Below are 16,938 nucleotides of genomic sequence, written 5' to 3'. Positions count from 1 at the left end.
TACCTTCTCAGATATTGATAACACCATTGCCGCATGCCAAGAACCATGGAGGAGACCATGCAGGATTACGAGTTCTTGAAGTGGGAGACGTTCGACGATGGCCAGATCGTCCGAATCTCGTTGAACCGTCCGGAGCAGCGCAACGCGCAAAACCGCGGCATGTTGGTCGAACTCGACGCGGCCTTCTCGCGCGCTGAGGCTGACGACAACGTCCGCGTCGTCATCCTCGCCGGCGAGGGGCCCATGTTCTCCTCTGGCCATGACATCGGCTCCAAGCAGGCCCGTGCCGAGTTCACTCCTGGACCGGGCCAGCACCCGACAGCGGCTATCAACGGCGGGACCCGGGAGGGCGCGGAGAAGATCATGCTGCAGGAGTGGCATTACTTCTTCCAGAACAACCTGCGCTGGCGAAACCTGCGCAAGATCACGATCGCGCAGGTCCACGGAGACGTGTTCTCTGCGGGACTGATGCTGATCTGGGCGTGCGATTTGATCGTGGGAAGTGAAGAGGTGCGCTTCGCGGATGTCGTCGGTACCCGGCTCGGTATGTGCGGCATGGAGTACTTCGGCCACCCCTGGGAGTTCGGCCCCCGCCGTACCAAGGAACTGATGCTGACCGGCGATGCGATCGACATCGAGGAGGCTTACCGACTTGGCATGGTCAGCAAGATCTTCAAAAGAGAGGAGCTATCCGACCGCACACTCGAAATGGCCCGGCGCATCGCCACGGTGCCGACGATGGCCGCTCTGCTCATCAAGGAGTCGGTCAATCAGTCCGTGGACAACATGGGCTTTTACAACGCCCTGCAGTCCTGCTTCTCCCTGCACCAGCTGAACCACTCGCACTGGGTCGGCGTACGGGATGACAAGCGTGCCGTCGCCGGCGAGGAGCAGGGGGTGCCGGATTGGCGAACCGCTCCCCCGATTGTCCTGTCGGTCAAAGACCGAGTCCGAGCCGAGGCGAAATAGCCGGTTCAGTTCACCACGGCTCCGTAGCGGGCGTTGGCGACGCGGTCGAGGGCGACGGCCGATTCGCCGTACACCATCGCCCAACCCCGGACCCGGCGGTAGTACAGCTGGATGTCACCTTCCATGCTGAATCCGTATCCCCCATGGATATGCAGGCTGCGCTGTGTCGCGTCGCGGGCAGTCTCGTATGCGAATGCGAATGCCATAGCTGCCAGCTCGGTTACGCGCCCCGGCTCGTCGGTGAACGCGCACGCCGCCTCGCGCGCCAGCAACAGCGCACCATCGGCCGCAGTGGCACTGTCCGCCAACGGATGAGACACCGCCTGAAAGGATCCGATGGGGTTCCCGAATGCGCGTCGTTGCTTGGCGTACTGCACACCCAGTTCGACGGCCTTCTTCGCCGCGCCGGCGAGCGCCGAAGCGGTCAGGGCGAGCCACAGATCAAGTGCATCGGAGAACATCCGCCGTGCAGCGACTCCCTCGGCAAGAACGACGACGTCGTCCTCGACCGTGATATCGGCCAGGGGAAGCGACCCGATGTTCTGCACGAGTCGACGGTTCTCCCCGAGCGCCAACGCGATCAGACGCTCGCCCACAAGCGCCACCACCCTGTCCGCGACGGCCCCGGCGGGTGCGAGGCCCAGTAGGTGGTCCCGTGCGACGCGCGGCGCAAAGCTGACCAGCTTGTCACCCGCGATCGCTTCAGCCAGCAGATCAGCGCCGGTATCACCTGATCTGGCGAGCAGCCTGGCTGCGACTTGGGTCTCGATGACCGGGGCGGAGGCGACCGCCCGACCGTACTGCTCAGCGATCAAGGCCAATTCGAGTTCGGATGCACCCCACCCGTCGGCGGCTTCGCCGACGGCCATCTGCACAGCACCAGTCTCTAGCAGTGCTTTCCACAACCGGGAATCGAAACCCAAGGGCTCCGCGGCCCGGACGCGCTCAGACGTCGACTCGCGCGCATACATCGCGGCAAACGAGTCGACGAGCTGGCGCTGTTCGCCGGAAAGGCTCAAGTCCACGCTCAGGTCCCGTCACGTGCGGATATCGTTACTCTCACAAATGAGAGTAGCATTATCGCCGCGGGCCGCCCCTGCCCACTGTGAGACAGATTGGTTCTGATCCATGCACTTTCAGCTCGACACCAACACCGAGGCATACCGCGACGGAGTTCGCGGCTACCTTGCGAAAGTGATGACACCCGAGTCAGAGGAGCGGATCTACCGCAGCGGCGTTTCACATGACGACGATTTCGCCAAGGGGCTGGTAGACGAAGGTTATTTCGCCCCGAGCTGGCCGACCGAATTCGGCGGCCAGAACCGCGATGCGTGGGACGAGCAGGTCCTCCGAGAAGAACTCATGCGAGCGGAAGCACCCATGTACCTGTCGGAGACCACTCGAATGGTGGCGTCGATCATCCGCGAAGTTGGTACACCGCAGATGAAGGACCGCATTCTCGGCGGTGCTATGAAGGGCGATATCACGATTGCACTTGGGTTCACCGAACCCGAATGCGGCTCGGATGTCGCGGCGGCGACGACAAAGGCCGTGCGCGAGGGCGACGAATGGGTCATCAACGGCTCCAAGATGTTCACCACAAACGGCCACATCGCCGACTACCTGTTCCTGCTGGCACGCACGAGTCCCGACAAGCCCAAGCACAAGGGACTCACCATGTTCCTCGTCCCGCGCAACTCCGAGGGATTCGAAGCTCAAGCAGTATGGACACTTTCGGGCGAACGCACGAACATCACGTTCTACAGCGACGTCCGAGTTTCAGACGAGTGGCGGGTCGGCGATGTCGACGCCGGCTGGCAGGTGATGGGGCTGTCGCTGCAGGATGAGCACGCATCCGGGTGGGGTCCGCATCTTTCTCGGCTGCTGCAGCACGTCGAGCAGTGGGCCGCGACCACTGAAGCTGACGACGGTAGGCTTCAGCTCGCCAAGACCGATGTGCGGCGTCGAATCGCGAGGGTGGCAATGGAAGACGAAGTTTCGCGGCTCCTCCTGCGTCGGTGCGTCTGGATGACCGAGACCGACCAGACCCCGATAGCAGAGGGACCGATGTCCAAAGTGTTCAGCACCGAAGCACTGGTGCGCGCCAGCCAGGACATCATGGAGCTGGTGGGGCCGGACGCGGCGCGGAGCTACTTCGAGCCGACGGCCCCGGAGCGAGGCCGGTTCGAATACCTCATGCGGTTCGCGTTGGGCACCACAATCTATGCGGGCACAAGCGAGGTGCAGCGCTCTATCATCGCCCAGCGCGGACTGGGCCTACCCCGTTAGCTTCCGAGGCTTGCGGGCCGTGCTTCGCTTCGCCGCGGTCTTAGCGGCCACGGTCTTCGGCTTGGCGGAATCTGCCGGGGGTGTGAGGGCTTGCTTGCACCAGGCCCATAACTGGTCCTCGGCAAGCTCGGCGCCCTTGACCCCCAGGTGGAACACTCCTATTTGGGCGAGTGCAATGAGCGTCGAGTTCAGCAGCGTGGTCAACTGCGCTGGTGTCAAGTCTTTTCGGATCAGTCCGGCACGCGAGCATGCGGTGAGGATCTTCGTGAGCAGCTTCTGGTGCGGTTCCCAGATCTTCGCGAAGTCGGCAGGCCGCTCAATCTCCAGGCTAAGGTTGTAGATCGTCATCACCCGGCCGCCGATCGCCTCGGACGACTCCGCCCGGGACAGGAATCCGCGACAGAACGCCTCGAGTTGTTCCATCGGGCCATCTGCCATGTCAACCTCATGGCGGATCGCTTCGATGAATTGACTCGTGGCGTTCTCGTAAAGCGCGAGCAGGAGTTCTTCCTTGCCGGCGAAGTGTTGGTAGAACGCACGCAGGCTCAGATTGGAGCGATCGATCAAAGTCTGGATGGTGAAATCGGCGCGCCCAGACTCCTCGACCAGCTCCAGCGCAGTGGCAAGGAATCTCGAGCTTCGTGCCAGCGCACGGGCCCGGGCGGCGGAGAGACGCCGCTCTATCGTTCGCTCTTGCCAGCTCGTCGGCATCTCGTCGAGGTGGGCGTCGACGATCTCTAGGCTGGCATCGGTGCCCTGTCCGGGGCGCTTCTTAGCGGTCATGATGGGTTGAGAATACGCGTTACCAGCCAGATTCGCCCAATCTACCTACACCGGCATGTTGATCCGTTCGTTGGAGCGTTGCGGTGCCGGGCTGGTGGAGGTGTGGCCATGCGGTACTGTGGAAACGGCGATTCTCGTCTTTGGCAATCAGGGTTTCGCAGGTGCAGGCCCCAGCCCTCGAAGGAGTCAGCGTTGAGCACAGACATCCGAATTGTCTCGCCAGACGACCATTTGGTTGAGCCTGCCGATCTGTGGACCAGCCGGCTGCCCGAGCGCTATCGCGATATCGGACCGCGGATCGTTCGTACCCGCGGGCGGATGGATCCAACTGTCACATCCGATGTCGCTTTCGTCGAGGACGACGAGGGTCGCGACGCGGATATCTGGCGCTACGAGGATGCGGTGATCCCGATCCCGCTCATCAGCGCGGCGGCCGGCTATGAACTCGACGAGCTCACCACCGACCCGATCACCTATGACGAGATGCGACCGGGTTGCTTTCGTCCGGCTGACCGGCTCGCCGATATGGACATCGCCGGCATCGAGGCTTCGGCATGCTTCCCCAACACGCTGGTCCGCTTCTGCGGCCAACGCTTCCTGTACGGCAAGGACAAGGAGCTCGCCAAGCTCTGCGTCGAGGCTTATAACGACTTTCAGATCGATGAGTGGGGCGGCAGTTCGAACGGTCGGCTGATCCCGCTTGGCATCATTCCCCTGTGGGACGTCGAGCTGGCCGCGAAGGAGGTGGACAGGGTGGCCGCCCGCGGCATGCACGCAGTGTGCTTCTCCGAACTGCCCGCACGTCTGGACCTGCCGTCCATTCACAGCGGCTACTGGGACCCGTTCTTCGCCGCGTGCGAGCGAAACCAGGTGGGCATCATGCTCCACATCGGGTCAAGTTCATCACTGACGAAGTCCTCTCCCGACTCGCCGCACGTCGTCACCAGCGCGCTGATGGCCGTCAACTGCACCATTGCCATGGTGGACTGGCTGTTCTCCGGCAAGCTCAGGCAATTCCCGAATCTCAAGCTGGCGTTCGCCGAGGCGCAAGCGGGCTGGATCCCCTACTACCTGCAGCGCGTCGACGAGGTCTGGGAGGACCGGCGGGCGTGGGGCGGGATCCACCCCCTGCTGACCGAACCACCGAGCACTCAAGTGCCCGGCCGCGTCTGGTTCTCCACGTTCGGCGATCCGGTCGCCTTCCGCATCCTCGACCTAGTCGGTGAGGACCAGCTCATGTTCGAGACGGACTACCCGCACAACGACACCAACTGGCCGCATAGCATGGACGTCGCCAATAAGGCGACGGAGGGTCTGGACGAGGAGACCAAGCGAAAGGTGCTTTCCACCAACGCCAAAACATTTTTCGGCATGGTGTAAGCACTCTGTAATTGTTGCGCTACAGTGCCTTCCAGTCCGGCTGACGCTTCTCTAGGAAGGCACGCGGCCCCTCGATTGCGTCCTTCGTCAGGGCCACCTTCATTCGGTAGTTCTCGGCGAGCAGCTCGGCTTCATAGATGGGCAGTGTCAACCCCTTGCGCACGGCCATGCGCGAACCTCGCACCGCCAGGGGCGCATTCGAATTCACGATGTTGGCGATCTCCCACGCCCGATCCATGAGCTTGTCGTGGGCCACCACTTCGGTGAAGACTCCCAAGTCGTACGCCCGCCGCGCGTCGAGTTGCTCGTGCTTGCCCATCAAGATCAGCCGCATCGCCACCGGCAGCGGCAGGATCCGGGCGAGCCTGACTCCTTCGCGTCCGGAGCTCACGCCGATGCTGACATGAGGATCCATCAACGTCGCACGCTCGGACGCGATCGTGATGTCGGCGGTGGTAACCAAGTCCATCCCTGCGCCACAGGCGATGCCGTTTACCGCACAGATGATCGGTTTGGTCATCTGAAGCCAGGGTGGCGTCGCCTCCTGCGGCGCATCCCACTGCCGCATCGAGCTGAGGATGGGCTCCCCCTGGTTGTCGATCCCCGCTGCGTTCTCCATGTCGTGGTCGGCAGCCTTGTTGACGTCAGCCCCAACGCACAGCGCGCGGCCGGCGCCGGTGATGATGACCGTCCAGATCTCCTGGGAGCGTTCGATTTCGGCGTACACCTCGGCGAGCTCCGCGATCATCTCGTCGTTGATGGCGTTGAGTACCTCGGGTCGGTTAAGCGTCACGCACGCCGTGTGACCCCGCCGCTCGAATTCAAGGGTGTCGTAATCCGTCACCTGCTGTGGCTCTCTTTCTCCAAAGCCGTTGCGGCGCTGGGACGAAATCCGAATATCTCGTTGAATCTCTCACAGTAGCGCGGCCAGACATCGGGATTCAGCAGCCTGGGCGGCATCCCGCCCGCGAAGATCGCTTGCCATTGGGTCGCTGTGGCGACGGCGATGTCATGGGCGGCTTCCACGGTGATGCCTGCAACGTGGGGTGTGGCGATGACATTGTCGAGGCCTAGCAACGGATTGTCCGGGCGCGGCGGCTCTTCATGGAAGACATCAAGGGCCGCCCCTGCAATGCCTCCGGTGACCAGGGCGTCATACAGCGCGGCTTCGTCGTGAACGGCGCCGCGGGCGGTGGTGATGAAGAACGCGGAGGACTTCATCGCGGCGAACTGTTCGGATCTGAACAAGCCGCGTGTCTCTGCCGTGAGCGGGCAGGTGACCTGAACGAAGTCGGAGCGCTCGACCAGTTCGCCGAGCTCCACCAGGGTCACACCCCGCTGCTGAGCGGTCGCTTCGTCGACATAGGGATCGTGGACCAGGATCTCCATCCCGAAGGGCGCGCACAACTCCACCAGGCGCCCGCCGATGGCGCCCAGACCGACCACCCCGAGCGTCTTTCCCAGCAGCTGACTGCCCCGCAAGGCCAGGCGGTCGCCGAGCGGTCCGCTGCGTAGCGCACGGTCGGCGACGGTGATCTTCTTGGCAAGATCGAGCATGAAGCCGAGCGCGTGCTCGGCGACGGCCTCTGCGCCGGGCCCGGAGTTGTTGCACACCGCGATTCCGGCCCGGGTGCACGCCTCGACGTCGATCACGTCATAGCCGGCGCCCGCCGAGCAGACGGCCAGCAGCTGCTCGCAGCGTTCGACCAGAGCAGGCCCCACCAACCACTGTTCACCTTCGGGAACGGACGCCACATCGGTGCGCGTGGCGACCTGATATCCCTGGGCGGATTCCATTGTTGCCCAATTGTCTTCGGTTGAGGCCGTCAGGTCGAGTTTGATGACGTCAATGTCGCCCGCCTCGAGGATGTCCCCGGCGACGGGGTCGGTCCATCGCTCGTAGACGAGCTTCGCAGTTGGTCTTTCGCTCATTGCTTGAGCTTGGGCTTCGCCTGTGCCGCCTTGAACATGTCGGCGAGTTCGGGGTTGACGTTCTTGTAATCGTTGCGCGCGATCGAGCCGTCCCGGCCCGGGACTATGTCATATCCCAGGCGCAGGTCCTTGTTCTCCATATGGAAGTACTCACGGCCGATCGGCAGTCGCCGATCTTCGCGCGGCACCTCCATCCATGCGCGCAAGAAGCAGCGGGCCTTCTTGGGATCGTTGCTGCTGACGAAGTCGGAACGCGAATGGCACATGGCGAAGTTGTTGGCGACGGCCGCCTCGCCCGACTCGAGTCGGAACTCGACCTGCTGCTCGATCAGAATGTTGCGCAGCAGTTCGATCGCCTCGGTCTGTTCGGGGGTGAACTCCCGGCCGAGTGCGTGCATCGCCGGCAGGATGCTGCTGTAGGTGAAGTTGATGCAGATCCTGCCGTCGATCTGCGAGAACACCGGGACGTCGTACGGTGTCACGTCCGGTTGGTCATCGGGCTGCTCGCTGCGCCGGTGGTGCGGAAACCCCTGATAGAGCACTGGAAGCAGGTCGGGTCGCTCCTGGAGAATCCGGTTGTGCGCGGCCGGACCGCTCGCGAACTGGCTTTCACCGCCCGCGGCCGCCGGGTAGACGCACAGAAGCGACAGGATATCGGCGGCGTCGTTGTGCATGGCCAGCTCCGCACGTGACTTGGTGCCCCGGGCCGGCTGCACACCGTTCGGCAGCACCTCCTCCTGGACCCGAACCATTCGGTGCCCAAACGAGTTGTTGGACACCAGGTAGCCGAGATGGGTACAGAACGCCCAGTAGATGCGCTCGAGGTCCTCGATCGAGTGTTGTTCGACCGGAAATCCGCGCACGCACGCCAGGCCTTTACCGAACATCAGATCCCGGTATAGCCGCGCCAAATCGTCGTCAAGATCGGGGTGGCGGGCATCCTGGGGGGTAATGTCGTCGCGGTCCTTTTTCGACGTCTTGGCCAAGATCGATTCCAAGGCAGCGACATTGCGGGCCGATAGGTCGAAAGCGAAATCATCCTTGCTCGAGAAGTCGTCGCCAGTCCAGGACATCGGGTCGGCAACTTGCTCGGTGTAGATCGCGGTGGGCATCCGTCCTCCTGTTGTGGTGGCGAGGCTTTCGGCTATCGGCGTTGTCCTTGGTTACTACCTGCGGGGCGGCTGTCGAGCTCTCGCAACGCGCGTGCGCGGGCCGTCGCCGCGTCGGTCATCATCCCGATGTCTGTACCGGCCGAAATGAAACGCAGACCAAGATCTGTGAAGCGTTTCAGCAGGTCAACGGACTTGATGCCGGCTATTCCCAGCGCCACGCCGCGTGCACGACAAGCCGCCGCGACCGATTCTACTGCATGGCGGAAATGGGCATTCTCATAGTCGCCATGGATGCCCATTTCAGCCGTCAGATCGCTCGGACCGAGAAGTATCATGTCGATACCCTCAACAGCGGCGATCGCGTCTGCGGCGTCCACCGCTTTCGGCGTCTCGATCATGACCGCGACCACCGTACGACGCTCGAGTACATCGGTGAGTTCGGCCGGTGACCTCGGTTGGTAGCCGCTGACTGCGTTCGGCCCGGAGATGGAGCGGTGTCCGATGGGAGGAAACCGAGCCGCATCGACGATGGCTGCCGCTTCATCGCTCGAATTAACGTGCGGCACAATGATTCCGATTGCGCCATTGTCGATGACGCGAGCGATGACACTCGGATCGTGAGACGGCACCCGGACCAGCCCCGAGATGCCTGCTCCCAATGCGCTGGCGCAAAGCATCGCCGCCGTCTCCAGCGACGTGGAGGTGTGCTCGAGGTCGACGTAGACCGCGTCGTATCCGCATGCTGCCGCGATCGCCGGAACATCGGGGGTTCGCGCGTTCAGCAGCGCCAGGCAAAGTACCAGTCCGTCGCCCCGTAACGCCTCCCGCAGTGGTTCCCGCACACGCTCACGGTAGCCCACTGAGAACGTTCATTCCATCATGTCGTTAATGGCATTATCAATGTGGTAACCATTACGTATGTCAGCAAAGCGGGTCGCTATCGTGGGCGCCGGCCTGTCGGATTGTGGACGGGCGCCCGACAAGACCGCGATGGCGTTGATGGCTCAATCCTCGCGCCGCGCCATCGCCGACGCCGGTTTGACGAAAGACGACATCGACGGCTTCGGCGGCCATGGGACTTTGCTGCCGCCCGTCGAGGTGAGCGAGTACCTTGGCCTGCGGCCGTCCTGGGTCGACGCGACCAACGTAGGCGGATCGTCCTGGGAGGTAATGGCGGGGCACGCCGCCGATGCCATTGCCACCGGCGCGATCGACGTGGCACTGCTGACGTACGGATCAACGGCGCGCTCCGACGTGAAACGTCGCCTACGAGCATCAGCGGCGGCAATGAGCAGCGGCGGCGCCATGCAGTACGAGGCTCCGTACGGGGCCACCCTTATCGCAAAGTACGCGATGGCCGCCAGGCGACACATGATCGAATACGGCACCACCGCAGAACAATTAGCCGAAGTCGCGGTCGCGGCCCACGAGTGGGCAGCGATGAACGACGATGCTTTCGAGCGCGACCGGATAACGGCCGACGATGTCGCCGCAGCACCGATGCTGGCCGATCCCTTCACCTCCAAGCACGTGTGTCTGCGCACCGACGGTGGCGGCGCTGTCGTGCTGGCGAGCGAGCGGGTGGCGAAGGATTGCGCCAAGGAGCCCGTCTGGATTCTCGGAGCCGCCGACGCGACATCACATGTCAGCATGAGCGAGTGGGCCGACTTCACCACGTCGGCCGCCGCGTTGTCTGGCCCACGTGCGTTCGCGCAAGCCGGCGTCGACCCAGCCGACATCGACGTGTGTCAGCTTTATGACTCGTTCACCTCCACCGTGCTACTCACGGTGGAGGACTTGGGCTTCTGCGCCAAGGGCGACGGCGGACAGTTCATCGCATCGGGTGCGCTGCGTCCGGGTGGGGCGTTACCGACCAACACCGACGGCGGCGGTCTGGCCTCCTGCCACCCGGGTATGCGGGGAATGTTCCTCATGGTCGAAGCGACTCGACAGCTTCGCGGGGAATGCGGGCCCAGACAGGTTGACCACGCGCGTCTGGCATGCGTGCATGCGATGGGCGGATTCTTCACCCACAGCGCCACGATGATCCTCGGGAGGCAATGATGGACGTGCCGGTGGCCGCGAACCGGCCCACCATCGACTGCGACAGCCAACCCTGGTGGCAGGCCATCCAGGATCGCCGACTGATGATCAACGCCTGTTCGGGGTGTGGCCGGAACTCGTTGTACGTACGTCCGTTCTGCCCGCACTGCTGGAGCGAGGACGTCGCGCTGGCACCGGCGTCCGGGCGGGCACGGCTCTACACGTGGACCGTGGTGCACCAGAATGCGGCACCCTTCGATACGCACACGCCGTACGTGGTGGCAATGGTGGATCTCACCGAGGGGCCCCGGCTGATGACGGTCCTCGAAGACTGCCCGGCCGAAAGCCTCTGCGCCGATATGGAACTCACCATCGCCTTTCGCGATGACGGTGACGGCTTCATTGTCCCGGTCTTCCGGCCGGTCGCAGCAGGTGTTGGAAAGGAATAGGGATGAACAAAGAAGACATGATCCTGATCAGTGTCGACGACCATATCGTTGAGCCGCCCGACATGTTCAAAAACCATCTGCCCCAGAAGTACCTGGACGAGGCGCCGCGGTTGGTACACAACCCCGATGGTTCAGACACCTGGCGATTCCGCGACGTGGTGATCCCAAACGTGGCGCTCAACGCGGTGGCGGGCAGGCCGAAGGAGGAATACGGGATCGAGCCGCAGGGTCTCGATGAGATTCGGCCCGGCTGCTGGCAGGTCGACGAGCGCATCAAAGATATGAATGCCGGCGGTATTCTCGGCTCGATCTGCTTCCCGTCGTTCCCCGGGTTCGCCGGCCGACTGTTCGTCACCGAGGATCCTGAATTCAGCCTGGCCCTCCTCCAGGGGTATAACGACTGGCACGTCGAGGAGTGGTGCGCGGCCTACCCGGCCCGATTCATTCCGATGACGCTGCCGGTGATTTGGGATGCCGAACTGTGCGCCAGGGAGATCCGCCGCAATGCCGAACGCGGTGTGCACGCATTGACGTTCACGGAAAACCCGGCGGCCATGGGATATCCGAGCTTTCACGACGACTACTGGACACCGATGTGGGAAGCATTGGTCGACACCGACACCGTGATGAACGTCCATATCGGGTCATCCGGCAAGTTGGCGATCACCGCCCCGGACGCGCCGATGGATGTGATGATCACGTTGCAGCCGATGAACATCGTGCAGGCCGCGGCGGATCTGTTGTGGTCCAAGCCGATCAAGAAGTACAAGGACCTCAAGATCGCGCTGTCGGAGGGCGGGACGGGCTGGATTCCCTACTTTCTCGAGCGTGCCGACCGCACCTACGAGATGCACTCCACCTGGACCGGTCAGGACTTCGGTAAGCAGAAGCCGTCCGAGGTCTTTCGCGATCACTTCCTGACCTGTTTCATCTCCGACCACACCGGAGTGGCGCTGCGCAACGAGATCGGGATCGACAACATCTGCTGGGAAGCCGATTACCCGCACAGCGACAGCATGTGGCCCGGCGCCCCCGAACAGCTGCACGAGGTGCTGCAGCGCAACAACGTGCCCGACGACGAGGTCAACAAGATGACCTACCAGAACGCGATGCGCTGGTATCACTGGGATCCGTTCACCTCTCACATCGCTAGGGAACAGGCCACCGTGGGCGCCCTGCGGAAGTCCGCCGAAGGGCACGACGTCTCCATCCGGGCGCTGTCCAAGCACGACCACGGCAAGGGGTCTGACTGGCAGGCTCACTTGAGCAAGCTGACCATGAACACGACTGGCAAATCAGACGGCTGACGCTCAACCAGTTTCGGCGAGGCGGTCTGCAAGCACCCGCGTCCGCCCCGCCGAGCGCGCAGCGAGCGTGTTGCGCTGGACCTTGCCGCTGGCATTGACCGGCAGCGGCTCGTTCCAGAACACCAGTTCCTCGGGCAACTTGTACTTGGGCAGTCCCGCCGAGATCAGCGCGTCGGTGACCTTCGCGAGCGACATGTCGACGTCGGCGTCGAGCACCATGGCGACGGCGAGTCGCTCGCCGGTCGTGGCGTCAGCCACCGAGTATGCCGCGCACTCGCGGACCCCGGCGATCCGGGCGACGGCCTCCTCCACCTCGACAGCCGCGATCTTCAGACCGTTGCGAATGATGATGTCCTTCAGGCGCCCGACGATGCGCACCCGGCCTTCGGAGATTTCGGCCACGTCGCCGGTACGGAACCAGTCGCCATCGAACGCCCGCGCGTCGTCGTCGGCGTCGGTGTACCCGAGGAACGTGTGCGGGCCCCGAATGCAGCACTCGGTCGGATCCCCCGGGGATCCAATCCTCACCTCGACGTCTTGCAGCGCGACACCGTCGTCGGCGTGACGCACGCCCGCAGTCTCCGACCGCAGACCAGAGGTGCTCACTGGCACTTCGGACGAACCGTAGGCGCGCATCACAATGATCCCGAAATCGTCTTCGATGCGCGTGACGATCCGCCGATCCAGCACTGTCCCGCCCAAATAAACCGCTTGCAGCGGCACGTCCAGCCCGCGCGTCACCGACTCGTCGAGCAGCCGGTCCAGCAAGCGATCGGGTCCGCCGTACCACGTCGCGCCCGACGAGACCAGCAGCTCGCAGGTTTCGGCGGCATCCCAGTTGTCCTCGAGGATGACGGGCGCGCAGAGCATCGGCGCGATGATTAACGCCTGCAGCGCTCCGGTCACCGACGCGAGCGGACTGATGAGAAAGATCCGGTCGGCCGGGCCGAGTCCGGCCGCCGCGATGTAATTTGACGACGCCTTCATCAGCGTGCTCTGCGAGTGGATGACCCCCTTGGGCGCCGAGGTGGTTCCCGACGTGTAGAGCACCAGGCAGGGCTCGTCGGCCGCACGCCGGGATGCGTACGCAGTCTGCGGTGTGCAATCGGCGTCCAAAGAGATCCAGGCCAATTGCGCGGACATCCCCTTCCGCGGGGCCGCAGGCCAATTCGGCGCGACACCGAACTGCGCTCCCGTGCGCGCGATGATGTCGGCCACCTGCGCCTCGCCGGCGCTACGAGCGACCAGCAGGACGACGGCGTCGAGGCGCAACGTCGCATGGACGGCAACCACTGAATCCACGTCGTTACCCACGACCACAACGGTCGGTGTCGACGCTCCGACGCCCGAAGCCGCCAAAGCGCCACAGGCCGCATCGATGCGCGCGTCGAGTTCGGCATAGCTGAGCTCCGCCCCCCGGGCGCGCAGAGCCAGCTTCTCCGGATGTCGTGCCGCGGCGGCACGAACGACGTCGGCGGGCTGGTCCGACCAGAACCCCGCCTCGCGGTATCGGTCCCGCAATGCCACGGCTCGCCGCTGCGCACACTGCAGCAGCGCGGGCGCGCCGCTCATGGATGTCCTCCGATGCAAACGATGGTTCTCACTGAGAGTAAATGTAACCTCTCACCATGCCGTCAATGAATTTCGATAATCAGGTTGCCATCGTCACCGGTGCAGGCGGAGGCCTCGGCCGCTGTCACGCCCTCGAACTCGCCCGCCGGGGGGCGCGCGTGGTGGTCAACGACCTGGGCAGCGCAGTGGACGGCACCGGTGCATCGATATCGGCCGCGCAGGCAGTGGTTGACGAGATCACGTCGGCGGGCGGCACGGCGATCGCCAGCGGTGACTCGGTCGCTACCGAGGAGGGCGGCGCGGCCATCGTGGCGGCGGCGACGGACACATTCGGACGGGTCGACATTCTCATCAACAACGCGGGAATCCTGCGTGACGCGGCATTCAAGAACATGACCGCCGAACAGGTGGAAGCGGTCATTTCCGTTCACCTGTCCGGGGCGTTCCACGTCACCCGCGCGGTATGGCCGGTCATGCGCGAGCAGAACTATGGACGAATAGTCCAAACGACCTCGGGTACCGGCTTGTTCGGAAACTTCGGGCAGGCCAATTACGGTGCGGCCAAGATGGGGCTCGTCGGCATGATGCACGTGCTCGCCATCGAGGGAGCGCGAAACGGCATCGCGATCAACGCTGTCGCCCCCATCGCACGGACGCGCATGACCGAGACCATTATGGGCGAAGCCGGTAAGGCGATGGACCCTGAGTTGGTGACTCCGGTCGTGGTTTACCTGTCGCACCGCGACTGCGACCGCACCGCCCACATCTATTCGGTCGGGGCGGGCAAGGTCTCACGGGTCTTCATCGGCGTGACCAAAGGGATCGAGAACACCTCGCTCACTGCAGAATCCGTGGCCGAGGCGATCGACGAGATCGATGACGCCGCGACGTTCACGATCCGCGGTGGGCCAGTCAAGGAGTGAGAATCAGCGGCCCAAGAATCGCGGTTCGCGGCGCTCCGCGAACGACCGCAGGCCCTCCTGAAGGTCGGTGGTGCGCGACACCGCCTCCTGTGCCCATGCCTCCTGCTCGAAAGCTCGGTCACGGCCGGACTCCGAGGACACCAAGAGCAGTCGCTTGGTGTGCCCGAGCATCACTGTCGGTCCGGCCGCAAGCCGGGCGGCCAGCTCCCCGGCGACCTCATCGGTAGCGTCCGGTCCGACCACGCGGTTGACCAGCCCCAGCCGCTCACTGCTGGCGGCGTCGACGGGCTCGCCGAGCATCAACAGCTCCGTGGCCTTGCGCAGCCCCACGATCCTCGTCAGCAGATGAATGGCGCCGGAATCGGGAAGCACACCGCGGTGCACGAATGCCGCGACAAGCTTTGCCTCCGTGGACATCACGACGAGATCGCAGGCGAGAACCAGGCTGATTCCTGCGCCAGCCGCGGTGCCCTTCACCGCAGCGACCACGGGCTTATCGCAATCGAGGATCGATGAGACCAAGCGCTGCCAGCCGTTCTGCAGCATCCGAGCGACGTCCCCTGACCGCTTGTCGCCCGCCGGTGGCCGGGGTGCCGATCCAGGCAAGCCGGCCCCGGCGCAGAAGTGCCGCTGCCCCGTCGCGCCCAGTAACACCGCACGCACCGCTGGATTTTCGCCGGCGCGTTGGAACGCGTCGATCAGCGCGTCACGAGCCAACGGTGACAACGAATTTCCCACATTGGGGCGATCGATGGTGATGCGGCAAACACCGTCCGCACCAACGGCCTCCAGGATCCCTGGCTGCTCCTCGCTCAACTCACTCACCCCTGCCGTTAACGGCGTTTCCGCTTTTCGGGTATCTTAATTTCCATACTCGTACCGGGCCACGATATTCGCCAGAACTGAGGAGGCGTGCCATGACCCGCTCCTCTCAATCGGGCCAAATCACCGATGAGGGGCTGTCCAGGTTGCGTGCCACCATCGGCATCGCCGTTCCGCACACCCAGCCACCGCACTACGTCCGCCCCAACGAGGACACTTTCCGCCACGTCGCCGAGGCCTACGGCGACGCCAATCCCATGTGGGCTGATCCGGACTACGCCGCGAAGTCGGTGTGGGGTGAGTCGATCGCGCCGCCGGCACTGGTCGGTGGTGACACGTTGATCGGCGAAGACGAAGTCACCGAGCTCTCCGAGGAGGATCGGGCCCTGACCAAGGGCGACCCGCTGCGCGGGGTGCATGCGTTTTACGCGTCGTCCGCACGAGAGTGGTGGGCTCCGCTGCGCGCCAACCACCGAGTGTTTAGGCGCAATGCGCTGGTCGCCGCGCTCGACAAAAGCAGTGAGTTCGCCGGACGGGCGATTCACGAGTGGTCGGCGCAAGTCTTCCGGGACGACGAGGGCACCATCCTCGGCGGCCAATACCGCAACATGATCCGCACCGAGCGCAGCAAGGCCCGGGGCCGCAAGAAATACGAGTCGATCGAACTCAAGAACTGGACTGCCGAGGAGATCGCCGAGATCGACGAAAGCTACGCGCGCGAATGCCCGCGTGGTGCCGAACCGCGGTGGTGGGAAGACCTCAACGAGGGCGAAGCAATCGGCACATTGACCAAGGGGCCGCTCACCGTCACCGACATGGTTTGCTGGCATGTCGGCATGGGCACAGGCATGTACGGGGTGCGTCCCCTGCGGTTGGCGTGGCGCAACCGGCAACGCATTCCCCGCTTCTACACCCCGAACGACCACGGCGTGCCCGATGCGCAGCAGCGTGTGCACTGGGAACCGGATGCGGCCCGAAATGCCGGCAACCCGACCACTTTCGATTACGGCCGGATGCGTGAGACGTGGTTGATCCATCTGTGTACGGACTGGATGGGGGACGACGCCTGGTTGTGGAAGCTGGACTGTGAGTTCCGGTTGTTCAACTACGTGGGCGATCTGCACACCATCACCGGCACCGTGACTCGAAAGTACCTTGCCGAAGGCGAGCGCCCCGCGGTCGATGTCGAACTCGCGGCGACCAACCACCGCAACGAGGTCACGGCACCGGGACACGCGACCATCCTGTTACCCAGCCGGGACCGCGGCCCGGTCCGGCTGCCCGACCCGCCCGGCGGAGCGGCGAACCTGGCGGATCTGCTCACGGTCGTATCAGCTGAATTCGCAGGACGATGACA

The 16,938-nt window shown here is 63.9% G+C and carries 16 protein-coding genes; 8 read left to right on the top strand and 8 right to left on the bottom strand.

Annotated elements, in window-relative coordinates:
* Positions 1 to 57: 57 nt before the first annotated feature.
* Positions 58 to 969 carry an enoyl-CoA hydratase gene (locus tag A5750_RS02780; protein ID WP_067261158.1) on the top strand — a complete coding sequence of 304 codons (912 nt, stop codon included), beginning with the start codon at positions 58 to 60 and terminating at the stop codon, positions 967 to 969.
* 5 nt (positions 970 to 974) lie between these two features.
* Here A5750_RS02780 and A5750_RS02775 read toward each other — a convergent pair whose 3' ends face one another.
* Positions 975 to 1,994, bottom strand: coding sequence for an acyl-CoA dehydrogenase family protein (locus A5750_RS02775; RefSeq protein ID WP_066958488.1), 1,020 nt, complete (start codon positions 1,992 to 1,994; stop codon positions 975 to 977).
* A 103-nt stretch (positions 1,995 to 2,097) separates the two neighbouring features.
* Here A5750_RS02775 and A5750_RS02770 point away from each other — a divergent pair, with 103 nt between their 5' ends.
* Positions 2,098 to 3,258 carry an acyl-CoA dehydrogenase family protein gene (locus tag A5750_RS02770; protein ID WP_066958490.1) on the top strand — a complete coding sequence of 387 codons (1,161 nt, stop codon included), beginning with the start codon at positions 2,098 to 2,100 and terminating at the stop codon, positions 3,256 to 3,258.
* Here the strand turns inward: A5750_RS02770 and A5750_RS02765 are convergent.
* Positions 3,247 to 4,041 (bottom strand): TetR/AcrR family transcriptional regulator, encoded by a 795-nt coding sequence (locus tag A5750_RS02765; protein ID WP_066958492.1) that lies wholly within the window; start codon positions 4,039 to 4,041, stop codon positions 3,247 to 3,249. The genes A5750_RS02770 and A5750_RS02765 overlap by 12 nt on opposite strands.
* A gap of 192 nt (positions 4,042 to 4,233) precedes the next feature.
* Between A5750_RS02765 and A5750_RS02760 the strand changes: the two genes are divergently transcribed.
* On the top strand, positions 4,234 to 5,421 hold the full coding sequence (locus A5750_RS02760; RefSeq protein WP_066958494.1) for an amidohydrolase family protein: 1,188 nt from the start codon (positions 4,234 to 4,236) through the stop codon (positions 5,419 to 5,421).
* Positions 5,422 to 5,440: 19 nt separating this feature from the next.
* On the opposite strand, the gene A5750_RS02755 is transcribed toward A5750_RS02760, so the two are convergent.
* The 4 genes from A5750_RS02755 to A5750_RS02740 are packed head-to-tail and all read right to left on the bottom strand — an operon-like array spanning position 5,441 to position 9,307.
* Positions 5,441 to 6,265, bottom strand: coding sequence for an enoyl-CoA hydratase/isomerase family protein (locus A5750_RS02755; RefSeq protein WP_066958496.1), 825 nt, complete (start codon positions 6,263 to 6,265; stop codon positions 5,441 to 5,443).
* Positions 6,262 to 7,353, bottom strand: coding sequence for a hydroxyacid dehydrogenase (locus A5750_RS02750; protein WP_066958497.1), 1,092 nt, complete (start codon positions 7,351 to 7,353; stop codon positions 6,262 to 6,264). The genes A5750_RS02755 and A5750_RS02750 overlap by 4 nt, the downstream gene beginning before the upstream one ends.
* Positions 7,350 to 8,465 (bottom strand): TauD/TfdA family dioxygenase, encoded by a 1,116-nt coding sequence (locus A5750_RS02745; RefSeq protein ID WP_067261068.1) that lies wholly within the window; start codon positions 8,463 to 8,465, stop codon positions 7,350 to 7,352. The genes A5750_RS02750 and A5750_RS02745 overlap by 4 nt, the downstream gene beginning before the upstream one ends.
* Positions 8,466 to 8,497: 32 nt before the next feature.
* Positions 8,498 to 9,307, bottom strand: a complete 810-nt coding sequence (locus A5750_RS02740; RefSeq protein WP_156659809.1) for an HpcH/HpaI aldolase/citrate lyase family protein — start codon at positions 9,305 to 9,307, stop codon at positions 8,498 to 8,500.
* Positions 9,308 to 9,383: 76 nt separating this feature from the next.
* Here A5750_RS02740 and A5750_RS02735 point away from each other — a divergent pair, with 76 nt between their 5' ends.
* The 3 genes from A5750_RS02735 to A5750_RS02725 are packed head-to-tail and all read left to right on the top strand — an operon-like array spanning position 9,384 to position 12,264.
* Positions 9,384 to 10,529 (top strand): acetyl-CoA acetyltransferase, encoded by a 1,146-nt coding sequence (locus A5750_RS02735; RefSeq protein ID WP_066958503.1) that lies wholly within the window; start codon positions 9,384 to 9,386, stop codon positions 10,527 to 10,529.
* Complete coding sequence (locus tag A5750_RS02730) at positions 10,529 to 10,957, top strand: Zn-ribbon domain-containing OB-fold protein (protein WP_066958506.1); 429 nt, start codon at positions 10,529 to 10,531, stop codon at positions 10,955 to 10,957. The genes A5750_RS02735 and A5750_RS02730 overlap by 1 nt, the downstream gene beginning before the upstream one ends.
* A 2-nt stretch (positions 10,958 to 10,959) precedes the next feature.
* Positions 10,960 to 12,264 (top strand): amidohydrolase family protein, encoded by a 1,305-nt coding sequence (locus A5750_RS02725; protein ID WP_066958507.1) that lies wholly within the window; start codon positions 10,960 to 10,962, stop codon positions 12,262 to 12,264.
* A 3-nt stretch (positions 12,265 to 12,267) separates the two neighbouring features.
* On the opposite strand, the gene A5750_RS02720 is transcribed toward A5750_RS02725, so the two are convergent.
* Positions 12,268 to 13,836, bottom strand: coding sequence for a class I adenylate-forming enzyme family protein (locus A5750_RS02720; protein WP_066958509.1), 1,569 nt, complete (start codon positions 13,834 to 13,836; stop codon positions 12,268 to 12,270).
* Positions 13,837 to 13,892: 56 nt separating this feature from the next.
* Between A5750_RS02720 and A5750_RS02715 the strand changes: the two genes are divergently transcribed.
* Positions 13,893 to 14,759: an SDR family NAD(P)-dependent oxidoreductase gene (locus tag A5750_RS02715; RefSeq protein ID WP_066958511.1), complete on the top strand. Its 867-nt coding sequence runs from the start codon at positions 13,893 to 13,895 to the stop codon at positions 14,757 to 14,759.
* Positions 14,760 to 14,762: 3 nt separating this feature from the next.
* On the opposite strand, the gene A5750_RS02710 is transcribed toward A5750_RS02715, so the two are convergent.
* A complete protein-coding gene (locus tag A5750_RS02710; RefSeq protein WP_066958513.1) occupies positions 14,763 to 15,584 on the bottom strand; it encodes an enoyl-CoA hydratase/isomerase family protein in 822 nt (273 codons plus the stop codon).
* Positions 15,585 to 15,676: 92 nt separating this feature from the next.
* Between A5750_RS02710 and A5750_RS02705 the strand changes: the two genes are divergently transcribed.
* Positions 15,677 to 16,936 (top strand): hypothetical protein, encoded by a 1,260-nt coding sequence (locus tag A5750_RS02705; protein WP_066958515.1) that lies wholly within the window; start codon positions 15,677 to 15,679, stop codon positions 16,934 to 16,936.
* Positions 16,937 to 16,938: the final 2 nt, after the last annotated feature.

It is taken from the genome of Mycobacterium sp. 852002-51613_SCH5001154 (assembly GCF_001667425.1).
Taxonomy (GTDB): Bacteria; Actinomycetota; Actinomycetes; order Mycobacteriales; family Mycobacteriaceae; genus Mycobacterium.
The sequence above is the reverse complement of the archived record's forward strand: the minus strand, read 5'-3'. Positions and strand labels throughout refer to the sequence as shown.

What these genes read in the sequence shown, in the direction of transcription:
- A5750_RS02780 (WP_067261158.1), top strand. Translation starts at nt 58, where the DNA reads ATGCAGGATTACGAGTTCTTGAAGTGGGAGACGTTCGACGATGGCCAG.
- A5750_RS02705 (WP_066958515.1), top strand. Translation starts at nt 15,677, where the DNA reads ATGACCCGCTCCTCTCAATCGGGCCAAATCACCGATGAGGGGCTGTCC.
- A5750_RS02735 (WP_066958503.1), top strand. Translation starts at nt 9,384, where the DNA reads ATGTCAGCAAAGCGGGTCGCTATCGTGGGCGCCGGCCTGTCGGATTGT.
- A5750_RS02770 (WP_066958490.1), top strand. Translation starts at nt 2,098, where the DNA reads ATGCACTTTCAGCTCGACACCAACACCGAGGCATACCGCGACGGAGTT.
- A5750_RS02750 (WP_066958497.1), bottom strand. Translation starts at nt 7,353, where the DNA reads ATGAGCGAAAGACCAACTGCGAAGCTCGTCTACGAGCGATGGACCGAC.
- A5750_RS02765 (WP_066958492.1), bottom strand. Translation starts at nt 4,041, where the DNA reads ATGACCGCTAAGAAGCGCCCCGGACAGGGCACCGATGCCAGCCTAGAG.
- A5750_RS02725 (WP_066958507.1), top strand. Translation starts at nt 10,960, where the DNA reads ATGAACAAAGAAGACATGATCCTGATCAGTGTCGACGACCATATCGTT.
- A5750_RS02715 (WP_066958511.1), top strand. Translation starts at nt 13,893, where the DNA reads ATGCCGTCAATGAATTTCGATAATCAGGTTGCCATCGTCACCGGTGCA.
- A5750_RS02720 (WP_066958509.1), bottom strand. Translation starts at nt 13,836, where the DNA reads ATGAGCGGCGCGCCCGCGCTGCTGCAGTGTGCGCAGCGGCGAGCCGTG.
- A5750_RS02730 (WP_066958506.1), top strand. Translation starts at nt 10,529, where the DNA reads ATGGACGTGCCGGTGGCCGCGAACCGGCCCACCATCGACTGCGACAGC.
- A5750_RS02745 (WP_067261068.1), bottom strand. Translation starts at nt 8,465, where the DNA reads ATGCCCACCGCGATCTACACCGAGCAAGTTGCCGACCCGATGTCCTGG.